Origin of the sequence: Aeromonas sp. ZOR0001, assembly GCF_000801015.1 — a bacterium.
Taxonomy (GTDB): domain Bacteria; phylum Pseudomonadota; class Gammaproteobacteria; order Enterobacterales; family Aeromonadaceae; genus Aeromonas; species Aeromonas veronii.
Map to the genome: position 1 here is coordinate 44,049 of NZ_JRJY01000109.1, position 14,960 is coordinate 59,008.

At 61.5% G+C, this 14,960-nt stretch carries 12 protein-coding genes; 6 read left to right on the forward strand and 6 right to left on the reverse strand.

The features are described 5' to 3' along the window. Positions 1-111: 111 nt before the first annotated feature. The 5 genes from L972_RS14245 to L972_RS14260 all read left to right on the forward strand — a co-directional run bounded on the left by L972_RS14245 (position 112) and on the right by L972_RS14260 (position 5,959). Positions 112-1,608, forward strand: a complete 1,497-nt coding sequence (locus L972_RS14245; protein WP_047439034.1) for an aldehyde dehydrogenase — start codon at positions 112-114, stop codon at positions 1,606-1,608. 126 nt (positions 1,609-1,734) lie between these two features. Further along, complete coding sequence (locus tag L972_RS21475; RefSeq protein ID WP_005341999.1) at positions 1,735-1,905, forward strand: hypothetical protein; 171 nt, start codon at positions 1,735-1,737, stop codon at positions 1,903-1,905. Positions 1,906-2,030: 125 nt separating this feature from the next. Next, positions 2,031-2,927, forward strand: a complete 897-nt coding sequence (gene rarD / locus L972_RS14250; protein WP_005356175.1) for an EamA family transporter RarD — start codon at positions 2,031-2,033, stop codon at positions 2,925-2,927. 180 nt (positions 2,928-3,107) lie between these two features. Beyond that, positions 3,108-4,727, forward strand: coding sequence for a methyl-accepting chemotaxis protein (locus L972_RS14255; RefSeq protein WP_047439036.1), 1,620 nt, complete (start codon positions 3,108-3,110; stop codon positions 4,725-4,727). A 122-nt stretch (positions 4,728-4,849) separates the two neighbouring features. After that, a complete protein-coding gene (locus tag L972_RS14260; RefSeq protein WP_193556528.1) occupies positions 4,850-5,959 on the forward strand; it encodes a YeeE/YedE thiosulfate transporter family protein in 1,110 nt (369 codons plus the stop codon). 78 nt (positions 5,960-6,037) lie between these two features. Here L972_RS14260 and ompA read toward each other — a convergent pair whose 3' ends face one another. From ompA to ilvG, 6 genes are all read right to left on the reverse strand, one after another. Then, entirely contained in the window at positions 6,038-7,132 is a 1,095-nt protein-coding gene (ompA, locus tag L972_RS14265) for a porin OmpA (RefSeq protein ID WP_047439040.1), read from the reverse strand. A 297-nt stretch (positions 7,133-7,429) separates the two neighbouring features. Beyond that, complete coding sequence (ilvA, locus tag L972_RS14270) at positions 7,430-8,950, reverse strand: threonine ammonia-lyase, biosynthetic (protein ID WP_047439043.1); 1,521 nt, start codon at positions 8,948-8,950, stop codon at positions 7,430-7,432. A 3-nt stretch (positions 8,951-8,953) separates the two neighbouring features. Further along, positions 8,954-10,795 carry a dihydroxy-acid dehydratase gene (gene ilvD, locus L972_RS14275; RefSeq protein WP_047439045.1) on the reverse strand — a complete coding sequence of 614 codons (1,842 nt, stop codon included), beginning with the start codon at positions 10,793-10,795 and terminating at the stop codon, positions 8,954-8,956. 143 nt (positions 10,796-10,938) lie between these two features. Further along, positions 10,939-11,883 carry a branched-chain amino acid transaminase gene (locus L972_RS14280; RefSeq protein ID WP_047439047.1) on the reverse strand — a complete coding sequence of 315 codons (945 nt, stop codon included), beginning with the start codon at positions 11,881-11,883 and terminating at the stop codon, positions 10,939-10,941. Positions 11,884-11,895: 12 nt separating this feature from the next. Then, positions 11,896-12,174 (reverse strand): acetolactate synthase 2 small subunit, encoded by a 279-nt coding sequence (gene ilvM / locus L972_RS14285; protein WP_005339613.1) that lies wholly within the window; start codon positions 12,172-12,174, stop codon positions 11,896-11,898. Then, the gene (ilvG, locus tag L972_RS14290; RefSeq protein ID WP_047439049.1) at positions 12,171-13,817 is read right to left on the reverse strand and encodes an acetolactate synthase 2 catalytic subunit; all 1,647 of its coding nucleotides are present in this window, start codon (positions 13,815-13,817) and stop codon (positions 12,171-12,173) included. The genes ilvM and ilvG overlap by 4 nt, the downstream gene beginning before the upstream one ends. Before the next feature lie 385 nt (positions 13,818-14,202). Here ilvG and L972_RS14295 point away from each other — a divergent pair. After that, positions 14,203-14,960 (forward strand): YifB family Mg chelatase-like AAA ATPase (locus L972_RS14295; protein ID WP_047439095.1); only part of this gene is annotated, 758 nt, incomplete at its 3' end.

Sequence of the window (14,960 nt, forward strand, 5' to 3'; positions counted from 1 at the left end):
ATCGGCAGGGGAGCAATGTTTAATGAATTGTTACAAGATGGATTTACAAGCGGCTGGATGTTTAGCATATTGATACGCGGAAACTGACTTTTGCCGGTTCAAGGAGTGAACATGAGTGACCTGACCCTGGCCCAGTGGCAACACAAGGCCGCCCATCTGACCCTGCCCTCGCAAGCCTTTATCAACGGCAGCTATCGGGATGCCGTCAATGGCGCCACCTTCGATTGCATCAACCCGGCCAACGGCAAGCTGCTGACCAAGGTGGCTGCCTGCGATGCCGCCGATGCCGAACTGGCGGTACAGGCTGCCCGTGACGCCTTCAACGACAAGCGCTGGAGCGGCCTGCCGCCGAAACAGCGCAAGCAGGTCATGCAGCGTTTCGCCGAGCTGATGCGCCTTAACAAGGTTGAGCTGGCGCTGCTGGAGTCGCTGGATATGGGTAAACCCATCGGCGACGCTATGGGCTATGACGCCCCCGCCGCCGCCAACTGCATCGCCTGGAACGCCGAAGCGATCGACAAGATCTACGATCAGGTCGCCCCGGTGGAGGAGTCAGCACTGGCGCTGGTGACCCGCGAAGCGCTCGGGGTGGTTGCCGCCATCGTGCCATGGAACTTCCCGCTGGTGATGGCCTGCTGGAAGCTGGGTCCGGCGCTCGCTACCGGCAACTCGGTCATTCTCAAGCCTTCCGAAAAATCCCCCCTGACCGCCCTGCGTATCGCAGGTCTGGCCAAGGAGGCGGGCATTCCGGACGGTGTGTTCAACGTGCTGCCTGGCTTTGGCCACACCGTGGGCGAGGCGCTGGCCATGCATATGGATGTGGACTGCATCACCTTCACCGGCTCCACCAAGATCGGTAAACATCTGGTGGAGTGCTCCGGCAAGTCCAACCTCAAGCGCGCCTTTATGGAGTGCGGCGGCAAGAGCCCCAACATCATACTGGCCGACGCACCGGATCTGGACGCTGCGGCCAAGAGCGCCGCTGGCGCTATCTTCTACAACCAGGGCGAGGTGTGCACCGCAGCCTCCCGCCTGCTGGTACAAAACAGCATCAAACCGCAATTTATGGAGCGACTGCTGGCCCATGCCCGCGAGTGGATCTCGGCCAACCCGCTCGACCCTGCGACCCGCATCGGCGCCATGGTGGATCACATCCAGATGGAGCAGGTGCTGCGCTATATCGAGATTGGCAAGCAGGAGGGGGCCAAGCTGCTGCTGGGTGGCAACCGCACCAATATGGAGAGTGGCGGCTTCTATATCGAACCCACTATTTTCGACGACGTGACCCCGCAGATGCGCATATTCCGCGAGGAGATCTTCGGCCCTGTGCTGGCGGTGACCGGCTTCGATACGCTGGAAGAAGCCATTGCGCTCGGCAACGACACCGACTATGGGCTGGCGGCGGCGATCTGGACGGCTGATCTCAACAAGGCGGTGAAAGGCTCGCGCGCCCTGCGCGCCGGTACCGTGTTCGTCAACAACTGGGACGGTGGTGACATGACCATGCCGTTTGGCGGCTTCAAACAGTCCGGTAACGGTCGCGACAAGTCACTTCATGCGCTGGAGAAGTACACCGAGCTGAAAAGCACCTGGATTCAGCTGGAATAACACGACAAAGCAGCACTATCCGATCAAAAAGGGGGAGAAATCCCCCTTTTGCATTTTTGGCCTTCCATCACCGGGCTCAATCCTTATAATGATAAAAAAGCCAACATGTTAAATATAAAGACAAAAATGCTATTTTTTCTGGGAAGCGTACTTTTTCTGGTGATCGGTTTGCCCCTGCTGTTCTTCGTGCTGGGGCACGGCGAGGCCTACGTGACCTGGGGCCCCTGGATCTCCGCCATCGCCCTGATGTTGTGGTTGTTGATGGACGTCGACAAGATCCGCCGTGGTAAAGGCTGACCTGCCAGCCACACTCCTCCTATCCCTCAAACTTCGTTTATTCGCTTCTTTCCCCGCAAAAGGATCGCTACACTGATTTTTTGCGATGTTTTCCCGCATCCAACGCTTCAGTAAAGGTCATCCGCATGCCGCAACAGATCCAGCGTCAGGGCGTCATCTACGCCCTGTGCGCCTATACCCTTTGGGGCATAGCCCCCATCTATTTCAAGACCATCTCTGCCGTTCCGGCCGCCGAGATCCTGACCCACCGGATGATCTGGTCCTGCGTGCTGCTGATGGTACTCACCCTGGCAGGGCGCCAGTGGCACAAGGTGCAGGCGGTACTGCGCCAGCCAAAAGTGCTGCTCACCCTGGCGTTTACCTCGGTCACCGTCGGCGGCAACTGGTTGCTGTTCATCTGGGCCATCAACAACGGCCATATGCTGGATGCCAGCCTCGGCTACTACATCAACCCGCTGTTCAACGTACTGTTGGGAATGGTGTTTCTGAGCGAGAAGCTGCGCCGCCTGCAGTGGTGGGCGGTGGCGCTGGCCTTTGCCGGGGTGGCCATCCAGCTTATCGCCTTTGGCTCCTTGCCCTGGATTGCGCTGGTGCTGGCGTCGAGCTTTGCCATCTATGGGCTGGTGCGCAAAAAACTGGCCCTCGATGCCCTCACTGGTCTGCTGATCGAAACCATGATCATGCTGCCGCCAGCGGCCATCTATCTGTGGGGCTTTGCCGACAGCCCCACCAGCCATCTCACCCAGAACGACTGGCACCTCAACCTGCTGCTGATCGCCGCAGGCGCCGTCACCACGGCCCCCCTGCTCTGCTTCACCGCCGCCGCGACCCGGCTCAAGCTCTCCACCCTGGGCTTCTTCCAGTACATAGGCCCCAGCCTGATGTTCATCCTCGCGGTCACCCTCTATGGGGAAGCACTGGCGATGGACAAACTGCTCACCTTTGCCTGCATCTGGAGCGCGCTGGTGCTGTTCAGTCTGGATGGGCTGCGCAGCGGCAAAGCCGCGCCAAGCCGGACCTGACACCGCCTCACCACCATCGACCCCGGCTCATCAGCCGGGGTTCTTTTTCGTGCCACCGGCGGTTTTCAGACTGCTACTCCCCCTTCTCCAGAGCCGACTCGCCATCAACAGACCACACCCGAGTCGCACCATCCCGCCAGAGAGCTATGCTATCCATGAACGGAGCCGAATGGAGGCAACATGCTCAAACACATTCACGACAGATCCCTGCTTTTTGGTCAGGTTCTGGGGATCATGGTCATTATCACGCTGATCTCCATCAGCTTTTTCGGGCTTTATTCGGTCCGGAGCGCAGCCGATCAGATGGGACAGGGGAAGGATGTGGTAGCCGATATTCTGCCGCCACCTCTCTACCTCATCGAATCCCAGTTGCAGGTCTACACCCTGCTCCATGCCAAACCGGAGGAGCGGGAGGCACTGCTGCAAACCCTCGCCCGACTGCAGCAAGAGTTCGAGAGCCGTAACCGCTTCTGGCAAGAGAGCAGCCTGAACGAGCCCCTCAGAGAGCTGCTGCTGGGGGAGCAAAAAGTGCAGGGGGAACTGTTCTGGCAGTTGCTCAACGACAAGTTTGTCCCCGCCATCAAGGCGGGGGATCTGGCGCAGGCGGGCGCGCTTGCGGCACGCCTGCACACCCTCTATAACGCCCACCGGCTAGGGGTGGACGCCACAGTCATCCGCGGCAACCAGTATGCCGCCGAGCAGATGGCCCATCTCGCCAACACCACCCGACTCTGCTACGGCCTGCTGTTGTGCGCTGCAATGCTGGGGGCCGGGCTCATCTTCTGGCTGGGACGCCCCACCCAACAGCGGCTGCAGGCCGCTGGCAAGGCGACCGCCGCCATCGCCGAAGGGGAGTTGAACCGCCCCATGCCAGAGCCGGGCCTCGATGCCATCGGCGAGCTGATCCGCCAGATCGGGGCCATGCGTGACCAGCTGGCAACCCTGGTGGAGTCCCTGCAACGCAGCGCCAGTACGCTGGATGATCGCGCCACCAGCCTGACCGCCATGGCACAACGGCACACCGATGACAGTCAGGCACAGGTCGGGGCGGCCCACCATATCGAACAGGCCATCGAACAGCTCACCCACTCCATTGAACAGGCGGGTAGCCAGCTGCATCAGGTAGGGGAGCAAACCCTGCAGTCAGCAGAGCGGGCACAAGAGGCGACGATCGCCATCCACACTGTGGAACAGGTGATCGGGGAGCAAGTCACGGGCGTGAAGCAGGTCTCCCATACCATTTCGGATCTGGCTGGCCTCTCGCAGCAGATTGCCGGGCTGGCGGGCGCCATTCACGATATAGCGGAGCAGACCAATCTACTGGCGCTGAACGCCGCCATTGAAGCGGCGCGGGCAGGTGAACAGGGACGCGGTTTTGCCGTGGTGGCGGATGAAGTACGCTTGCTGGCGACCCGCACCGGCAGCGCCACCACCGAGATCAACACCATCATCGGCAAGATTCAGGATGTCAGCCTGCGCGCCGCCAGCGAGATGGATACCGAGCTGGCCCGGGTCGAACAGGCGGTCACTCACACGATGACAGCGCGCCAGAGCGTCGCCCGGATCGCGCAGAGCTGCGAGGAGATCAACCAGCGCATCGCTCAGGTCGATCAGTTGATGAGCGATGAGACCCGGTTGGTACAAGGGATCCACCATCAGGTCGGCGAGATGTCGCGGTTGGCTGCCGAGGCCAACCAGAGCGCCAGTCAGGCCGCCGAAGAGGCGACCATGGTCGCCCAGCACGCCCGCATCCTGACCAGGCAGACTCACCACTTCCATCTCGACACCACCCGCCATTGATCCCCGGCGCTGACGGGAGTCAGCGCTCCCCTTTTTCTCTGCACTGGTTAAATGGGTAGCATTAGACTCCATGAGGGAATAGGATCCGCCCCTCTAAAAACCAACTTCAAGGATCAACTGACATGACTCGAAAATGGTCGCTCCCCATCGTGGCAATCGCGGGGGGAGCGTTACTCTGGCTTGGCAATACTTTTGGTATGAAATGGGCTCTGATGGCCCTGATCGGATTCGGCTTCGGCTTCACCCTCTCCTTCAGTCGCTTCGGCATCGTATTCGGTTGGCGCGAAATGCTGACCAAACGCAACAGCTACTACGTGCGGGTTCACCTGCTCACCATCGCCATCGAAATTCTGCTGTTCACCACCTTCCTCTCCTTTAGCCACGCCCTCTTTGGCGATGCCATGGTGGGTAACGTGATGGCTATCGGCATTCCCTTCATCGTCGGTGCCTTCCTGTTCGGCATCGGCATGCAGCTGGCAGGCGTCTGTGCCACCGGCACTCTTTACTGCTGCGGCGAGGGGCAACCCCGCTTCTGGCTGGTGCTGATCTGCTACGGCATCGGCACCCTCATCAGCAACCAGTTCCGCCCCGAACTGGAGGCTACCTTCTCCAGCCATGTGGTATTGGCCCGGGATCTGACCGGCAATCTCTGGAGCGGCATGCTGCTCAACCTGGCGCTGGTCGCTGCGCTGTTCCTGCTGTTTCGCAAGAGCGAACTCAAGCGCACCGGCGAGCTCAAGCCCCTCTTCAGCGGCGGCAATCTGTTCTGGCGCGATGGCCGCTTCACCGTGCTGACCGGCGGCATCATCATCGCCCTGCTCAACTCGTCCGTGGTCGCTCTGCACGGCTCGGCCTGGACCATCACCGGGGCCGTCTATGACATGGCGCTACGCGGCGCCTCCCTGTTCGGCCTGTTCGAGGGCAACCCCAAGCTGGCCCAGCCGCTCTTCATCAATCCCATGGTCGGCATGTTCTGGCTCGGCATACTGGGGGCCATGCTGGCGCGCTGTTTGAGCGGTGGCGGCACCTTCGCCCCGATGCGGCTCGGCAACAGTCTGGCCTCCATCCTCGGCGGCCTGCTGATGGGGATGGGGGCTATGTACGCCGCCTGCAACCTCGGCGGCTTCTTCGATGGCACGGCATCTGGCAGCCTGCACGGCTGGGTCTGGATGTTGATGGCCCTCGCAGGCAGCCTCATCGGCATTCGCTTGCGCCCGCTGTTCGGGCTCTGAGGCTTGACATCGTAAACACCCCATAAGAAACGGGAGGCCAAGCCTCCCGTTTTACATTTATTCCTCCCGTCGCTCTGCTTATTGGACAGGCTGGGAAACCCCTTCCAGATGGATTTCCACCCGGCGATCCGGTGCCAGACAGGCGATCAGCTCCTGCTTGGAGCGGCTGGCACAGCTGCTGCCAGTGACCGGATTGGCCTTGCCACGCCCCTCGACTCGTACCTTGTCGGCATACAAGCCTTTGGATACCAGATAGCTGGCCACGCTCTGGGCCCGCTTCTCGGAGAGGGCCAGGTTGTAGTTGTCGGAGCCGATGCGGTCGGTATAACCGATGACAGTTGCGACGCCATCTTTCGGATTGGCCGCCACAATCTGGCTGAACAGGGCATCGAGCGCCTGATTGGCAGCCGGTTTCAGGGTCGCTTTGTTGAACTCGAACAGCACATCGGAACTCAGACTGAAGGTCTTGGGCTCAACCACGGCTACAGGTGCCGGTTCGGCTGCCGGAGCGGGCGCCGGTGCTACGACCTCGCCTCCTTGCTGACCGAAGCGATAGAGCATCCCGAACGAGATCAGGCCGTTATCCATCTCGATACCGGAGCGATCGAGAGACGCATCACCCAGCGGCGTGGTGTACTGGTACTCCAGACGGGCAGCCCAGTCACGATCGATGGCGTATTCGGCACCCAGCGCACCAACGAAGGCGGCGCCATGCTTCTTGCCGGTATCGCTCACACCACCACCGCTGATCTTGCTATCTGTCCAGGCATAGGCGCCACCGAGTCGGCCATAAAGATCGATCACATTGGTGGCAGGGAAGCTGATCTTCATGGTGGCCTGCACAAGCTGGCTCTTCGCCTCACCAGTGAGCGCCGTTACACCGCTGCCCCCTTTCAGCTCATATTTGCCCAACCAGTCATAGCCCAGCTCAAAACCAAGATTCGGGTTGAGTTGATAGCCAGCAAATACCCCTAACCCCAGATCGTCGGTGTTCTCGCTATTGTCACCTACCAAGCTGAAGGCGTCGGCGATATCCTGGTTTTTATCAACTCCGTAATAGTTCGACCAACCGGCCTTGCCACCGACATACCAGGTATTGTCCTGAGCGGCGGCCTGCACGGCTCCGGCCGCCAGCAAACCACTGACCAATACGGCAAGCATGGATTTATTCATATTTTCGCCTCTGCAATAAGTCGTTATGGGCGCCTGAGTGCGCACTCTTCCCTGTGTGAAGCCGTCAGGCGGCCTCTCCGCTATTCAGGGTATCCCATCCGAACGCAGCCTCAAATGACCAAGCCATCAGGAGTGTGAGCTTGCCAGCAATATCCGGCGTAAAAATCACCTGTGTACCTATTCACACTGTTTTGCCAGTTAAACCATGACGTTGCGTCGTACGGAGTGAACCTATCCACACGCAGCAATAGAAAAGGGAGGACAACGCCTCCCTCCTTCTTCATAGCGATCTCGCCATCAACTAGCCAGGAATAACCGGTAGGCGGGGTCGTCGCTCACCTCTTTCCAGCCGTAGCCAATCTCGCGCAGGTAGTCGTGGAAGGCGGCCACGTCCTCGTCCGGCAGCTCGAAGGCGCAGAGCACCCGGCCGTAGTCGGCACCGTGGTTGCGGTAGTGGAACAGGCTGATGTTCCAGCGACAGCCCAAGGTCTCGAGGAAGCGCATCAGGGCACCCGGCTGCTCCGGAAACTTGAAGCTGTAGAGACGTTCACCAAGGGGCCGGGCCGGGCGGCCGCCAATCATATAGCGCACATGATTCTTGGCCAGCTCGCTCTCGGTCATGTTGACCACCGGATAGCCGTTGCCGCCGAGCTGATCGATGATCTGACCCAGCTCCTCGTCACCGCCGGTGAGGCGCACCGAGACGAACAGCGACGCCTGCTCGGCATCGGCATAGCGGTAGTTGAACTCGGTCACCATGCGCGGCCCCAGCTGACGACAAAAGTCGAGGAAGGCTCCCTTGCGCTCGGGTATGGTCACCGCCAGCATGCCCTCGCGCTTCTCGCCGATCTCGCAGCGCTCCGACACGTAGCGCAGGCTGTGGAAGTTGACGTTGGCGCCGGAGAGAATGGCCGCCATCCGCCCCCCTTTGACCTGTTCCCGCTCGCTGTAGGCCTTAAGGCCCGCCAGAGACAGGGCACCCGACGGCTCGGCGATGGCGCGGCAGTCGTCGAAGATGTCTTTCAGTGCGGCGCAGATCTGGTCGTTGGAGACGGTTACCACTTCATCAAGATACTGGTTGCACAGGCGGAAGGTCTCCTCGCCGATGCGCCTGACCGCCACACCGTCGGCAAACAGCGAAACGCGTTCCAGATTGACCGGCTCGCCCGCTGCCATGGCCGCCTTGAGGCAGGCTGAGCCTTCCGCTTCCACCCCGATCACCTTCACATCCGGCAGCAGCTGTTTGATATAGACCGCCACCCCGGCGGCCAGACCGCCGCCACCTACCGGCACGAAGACGTGGGTGAGGTGAATGTCCTGATCCAGCAGCTCCTTGCCGATGGTGCCCTGCCCGGCGATCACCTCGACGTCATCAAACGGCGGGATCAGGGTGTAGCCCTCCAGTTCGGCGAGGCGGCGGCTCTCGGCATAGGCCTCGTCAAAGCTGTTGCCAAACAGCATGACATTGCCGCCCTGCCGGCGCACCGCATCGATCTTGATGTCCGGCGTGGTCTTGGGCATCACGATGATCGCCTTGATGCCGAGCTTGGCGGCCGACAGGGCGACCCCCTGCGCGTGGTTACCTGCAGAGGCGGCGATGACGCCGCGCGCCTTCTGCTCCTCGGTCAGGGTGGCGATCTTGTGGTAGGCACCGCGCAGCTTGAAGGAGTGGACCGGTTGCAGATCCTCCCGCTTCAGGCTGACGTGGTTGCCGAGCCGCTCGGAGAGTTTCTTCAGGGTTTGCAAGGGGGTGACCCGCGCCGCCTCGTAGACGGGGGAGAGCAACACCTTGCGTAGATAATCCGCCGCAGAGACCATGATTTATTCCCCCAGCATTGAGCGATCGCGCACCGCGCCTTTATCAGCGCTGGTGGCGAACATGGCGTAGGCGCGCAGGGCAAAGGAGACCTGACGCTGACGATCGAGCGGCTTCCAGCCACGGGCTTCAACGGCAACACGGCGGGCAGCCAGCACGCTGTCGGCCACCTCCAGCACCATGCTGCGGGCCGGGATATTGATGCTGATGATGTCGCCATCCTCCACCAGACCTATGGTGCCGCCGGAAGCAGCCTCCGGCGAGACGTGGCCGATGGAGAGGCCCGAGGTACCGCCGGAGAAGCGGCCATCGGTGATGAGGGCACACGCCTTGCCGAGTCCCATGGATTTCAGATAGGTGGTGGGGTAGAGCATCTCCTGCATGCCCGGACCCCCTTTCGGCCCTTCGTAGCGGATCACCACTACTTCGCCTGCTTTCACGGTACCATCGAGGATGCCGTTCACCGCGCTCTCCTGACTCTCGAACACCCGTGCCGGGCCGCGGAAGGTGAGGTTCTCCTCATCCACACCGGCAGTCTTGACGATGGCACCATTGACCGCGAGGTTGCCGGAAAGCACGGCAAGGCCGCCCTCCTGGCTGTAAGCGTTGTCCAGCGAGCGGATGCAGCCTTCGGCTCGGTCCAGATCCAGCTCTGGCCAGCGGCAATCCTGACTGAACGCTTTGGTGGTGCGGATGCCGGCCGGCCCAGCGCGGTAGAAGTCCACCACCTCCTGACTCGGCTGGCGGCTGACGTCATATTCATTGAGCTGTTCGACGAGGGAGCAACCCAGCACGGTACGGGTATCGCCATGCACCAGACCCGCTTTTTCCAGCTGGCCCAGAATGGCGACCACGCCACCGGCACGGTGCACATCTTCCATATGGTATTTCTGGGTGGAGGGTGCCACCTTGCAGAGCTGTGGCACCTTGCGTGACATGCGGTCGATATCGGCCATGGTGAAGTCGACACCTGCCTCCTGCGCTGCCGCCAACAGGTGCAGCACGGTATTGGTGGATCCGCCCATGGCGATATCCAGCGCCATGGCATTCTCGAACGCTGCCTTGGTAGCGATATTGCGCGGCAGGGCGGTCTCGTCATCCTGCTCATACCAGCGCTTGGCCAAAGTCACGATGCGCTGACCCGCCAGCTTGAACAGCTGCTCGCGATCGCTGTGGGTCGCCAGCATGGAGCCGTTACCCGGCTGGGAGAGACCCAGCGCCTCGGTCAGGCAGTTCATGGAGTTGGCGGTAAACATGCCGGAGCAGGAGCCGCAAGTAGGGCAGGCACTGCGCTCCACCTGTTCGCTCTGGGCGTCCGACACCTTGGGGTCGGCGCCCTGGATCATGGCATCCACCAGATCCAGCTTGATGATCTGGTCGGAGAGCTTGGTCTTGCCCGCTTCCATCGGGCCGCCGGAGACAAAAATGACCGGGATATTGATACGCAGGGCCGCCATCAGCATCCCCGGGGTGATCTTGTCGCAGTTGGAGATGCAGACCATGGCGTCGGCGCAGTGGGCGTTGACCATGTACTCCACCGAGTCGGCGATCAGCTCCCGCGATGGCAGGGAGTAGAGCATGCCGCCGTGGCCCATGGCGATGCCGTCATCCACGGCGATGGTGTTGAACTCTTTGGCAACGCCCCCCGCGGCTTCGATCTCGCGCGCCACCAGCTGGCCCAGATCCTTGAGGTGGACGTGGCCCGGCACGAACTGGGTGAAGGAGTTGACCACGGCGATGATAGGCTTGCCGAAATCCTGATCGGTCATTCCGGTAGCACGCCACAGGGCGCGGGCCCCGGCCATGTTACGTCCGTGGGTGGTGGTGGCGGATCTCAACTTCGGCATGTCTCTACTCCCTGAATGCCCATATGGGCTCGATGCGTTATGCGGTGATGATACGAGTGGATCGGAATCGATCCTGGTGAAGGCTCCTCTGGGAAGCGCTCACCGGAAGCGACTCGGGGAGGCATGACGCCTCCCCTCTCTTATCAGTCGTTGACGGGCGTCAGCCAGCCCCACTTGTCCTCGGTCTTGCCATTGAACAGGCCGAAGAAGGCGTTTTGCAGCTGCTCGGTCACCGGGCCACGGTTGCCAGCGCCCACCTTCATCCGATCAACTGAGCGCACCGGGGTCACTTCGGCGGCTGTGCCGGTCATAAAGATTTCGTCCGCCACATAGAGCGCCTCACGGGGCAGTGCCTGCTCGCGCACCTCGTAACCAAGATCACGGGCCAGCGTCATGATGGTATCGCGGGTGATGCCGGGCAGGATGGCAGCGGTGGCAGGCGGGGTGAACAGCACGCCGTTCTTCACCAGAAACAGGTTCTCCCCCGCCCCTTCGCTCAGGTAGCCGTTCACATCCAGCGCCAGCCCCTCGGCGAAGCCGTTGCGCTTGGCCTCGCGGCTGATCAGCTGGGAGGACAAATAGTTGCCGCCCGCCTTGGCACCGGTGGGAATGGTGTTGGGGGCGAGCCGGTTCCAGGAGGTGACGCAGACATCCACCCCGTTTTTCAGTCCCTCTTCCCCCAGATAGGCGCCCCACGGCAGGGCGGCCACCATCAGGTCGGCCTTGGCATCCAGCGGCGGATGCAGCCCCAGCCCCACGTTGCCGACAAAGGCCAGCGGGCGCAGATAGCCGCTCTTCAGGCCGTTCTCGCGCACCACGGTGCGGCAGGCTTCATTCACGTCGGACTCGCTGTAGGGGACGTCCATCCAGTAGATCTTGGCGGAGTCGAACAGGCGGCGGGTGTGCTCCTGCAGACGGAAAATGCAGGTGCCTTTGGGGGTATCGTAGGCACGCACCCCCTCAAACACCGAGGAGCCGTAGTGCAGGGCGTGGCTCATCACGTGCACCTGGGCATCCTGCCAGGGCACCAGTTTGCCATTGAACCAGATGTATTGGGGGTGAGTGGCGGATTGGGAAGGCTGTGACATTGGCTTGGCTCCTTAAGCTCTGATCCGGGGTTGCTGTTCCAGTGCATCGACCCGGGAGACGTCCACCAGCTTAACCAGCTGGCTCCACAACTGCTGGATGGGACGCACCGACTCGACAGTAACCGTGATCCGCAGCTGTTGGCAATCCTGCTCCATGTTGAGAGCGCAGAGAGCGAAGCCGCGGTGACGCACCACCCGCAGCACCCGCTCCATCACTTCGGGTCTGGGTTGGGCATGGATATGCAGGGTGTGCTGTGCAAATGCTGGCTGGGCAAGGGTGTGCGGGTTCATGGGCGTTGCTCCATCATCTTGTGGTTGGCGACTCCCGGCGGAACCAGGGGCCAGACGTTTTCTTCCTCTGAAATAGCCACATGCAGCAGATAGGCGCCTTCGCTTGCCAGCAGGCGATCGAGGGCACCGGCTATCTGCTCCTTGCATGTGATGGTCTCGCCCGGAATGCCGAAGGCGGCAGCCAGGGCGACGAAATCGGGGTTGTCGGAGAGGATGGTCTCGCTGTAGCGGCCGTCGAAAAATAGCTCCTGCCACTGGCGCACCATGCCGAGGCGCTGGTTATCCAGCAGCACCATCTTCACCTTGAGCTGGGCCCGGCGGATGGTGCCGAGCTCCTGCACGTTCATCATGAAAGAGCCATCACCGCTCACCAGCACCACTTCATCCTCCGGGCGCGACATCTTGGCGCCGATGGCGGCGGGCAAACCAAACCCCATGGTGCCGAGACCGGCGCTGGAGAGGTGGTTGCGCGGGCTGGTGAAGCGCATATGCTGGGCCACCCACATCTGATGCTGACCCACGTCGCAGGCGACCACGCTGCTCTCCGGCAACTTGGCAGAAAGCTGCTTGAGCAGGGCTGGGGCGTAGATGGCCTGACCCGGGTGGTCGTAGCGAAATGCATATTCGCGGGCCATGTTCGCGCAGTGTTCACGCCAGGGGGCGATGTCGAGAGTCATGGCAAGGCGCGGCAGCACCTGTTTGAGATCCGTGGTGATCCCCACCTCGGCGGCGCGGCGCTTGCCGAACTCGGCAGCATCCACATCGAGATGGATCACCTTGGCCTCGGGGGCGAACTCCTCCAGCTTGCCGGTCACCCGATCATCGAAACGAGCCCCTACCACCAGCAGCAGATCGCACTGCTGCACCGCGTAGTTGGCCGCCTTGGTGCCGTGCATGCCGAGCATGCCCAGATAAACAGGGCTGTCGGGGTCGAGCGCACCAATCCCCTTGAGGGTGGTGACCGCAGGCATGCCGGTGACGGCGGCAAAGTCGCGCAACTGCTGCTCGGCATTGGCCATGCCTACCCCGCCGCCGACGTAGAGCACCGGACGCTCGGCGGCTGCTATCAGGGTACGGGCTGCGGTCAACTCCGAGGGATTGAGTGCCTGTGGCTCTTCCACCGCAAACAGCGGGCTCTGGGGCGGCACGGCGGCGATCTGCACATCCTTGGGAAAATCGATCAGCACCGGGCCCGGACGCCCTTCGGTTGCGATGGCAAAGGCTTCGGCGATGATCTGCGGCAAATCCGCTACGTCCGTCACCATAAAGGAGTGCTTGGTACAGGAAAGGGACATGCCGAGCACGTCGACCTCCTGAAACGCATCGGTACCGATGGCGGAACAGGGCACCTGACCGCTGATGGCCACCAGCGGCACCGAATCGAGCAGCGCCTCCGCCAGACCGGTTACCAGATTGGTAGCGCCGGGGCCGGAAGTAGCGATGCAGACCCCCACCTGACCGGAGGCGCGAGCATAACCGACCGCGGCCATGGCGGCACCCTGCTCGTGGCGGCAGAGCTGATGGGCCAGACCACCGTCATACAGAGCATCGTAGACCGGCATGATGGCCCCGCCCGGGTAACCAAACACCTGGGTCACACCCTGTTTCTTGAGAGCCTGTACCAAAAACTGCGCGCCGTTCATGTGGAAAATCCTGTCCTTTGGTCGAAAAAAAACCCCCGAGCTGTGAGGCTCGGGGGTCGCTTGTTTCGTTCTGTCCGGTGGTGGGTCTATCCCTTGTTCCGTGCAGCTAAACGAGCCCCGAGCGGTGAGATAATAATCACCACTAGGACCACAATAATGCTGACGAAACGGGAGGCCATGTTCATAGTTACAACCGGAAATCCTGTGAAATTGGGGCGGTTTCTACCGCGAATGGCTATTAGAACTAGCACGGTGATTTTTATTGGGCAAGCCTTTTTTTTTGTGACAACCCACTGATTTTGGCTATTCCCCAGCCGGAACTCTGGAATAAAAAACCAACAACAAGCAGTTAGTCAGAACATATATCAACTCAAGGACGGGATTTATGTCATTAGCTGTGGTTTATAGCCGTGCCAGCCTCGGGATCGCGGCCCCGCAAGTTACAGTGGAAGTTCACCTCTCCAACGGCCTGCCCGCCTTCAACATGGTCGGCCTGCCAGAAACCTCGGTTAAGGAGTCGCGAGATCGGGTCCGCAGCGCCCTGCTCAACGGTAATTTCGAGTTCCCGAGCAAACACATCACAGTCAATCTGGCCCCCGCCGACCTACCCAAGGAGGGGGGCCGTTTCGATCTGGCCATCGCCATCGGCATTCTCGCTGCTTCCAAGCAGATACCGGCAAAATACCTGCTCGATCATGAATTTTTGGGCGAATTGGCCCTGACCGGCGAGATCCGCCCCGTGCTCGGGGTGCTGCCCGCCGTGCTCGCCTGCCGGGATGCGGGGCGCACCCTGCTGGTACCGCGAGAGAACGGCCCCGAAGCCTCTCTCATTCAGGATGCCGAGGTGCGCACCGCCCACCAGTTGCTGGCCGTTACCGCCTGGCTGGCCGGTCAGTACGAACTGCCACTGCCGGATCAACAAAGCTCGGAGAGCCTGCCCGATGTGCCGGACCTGCAGGATGTGATCGGCCAGTCTCAGGCCAAGCGGGCGCTGGAGATCGCCGCCGCCGGCAGCCACAACCTGCTGTTCATCGGCCCGCCCGGCACCGGCAAGAGCATGCTGGCGAGCCGATTGCCCGGCATTCTGCCGCCGCTCAGCGAGCAGGAGGCGCAGCAGACCGCCGCCATCCACTCCATCGGCGG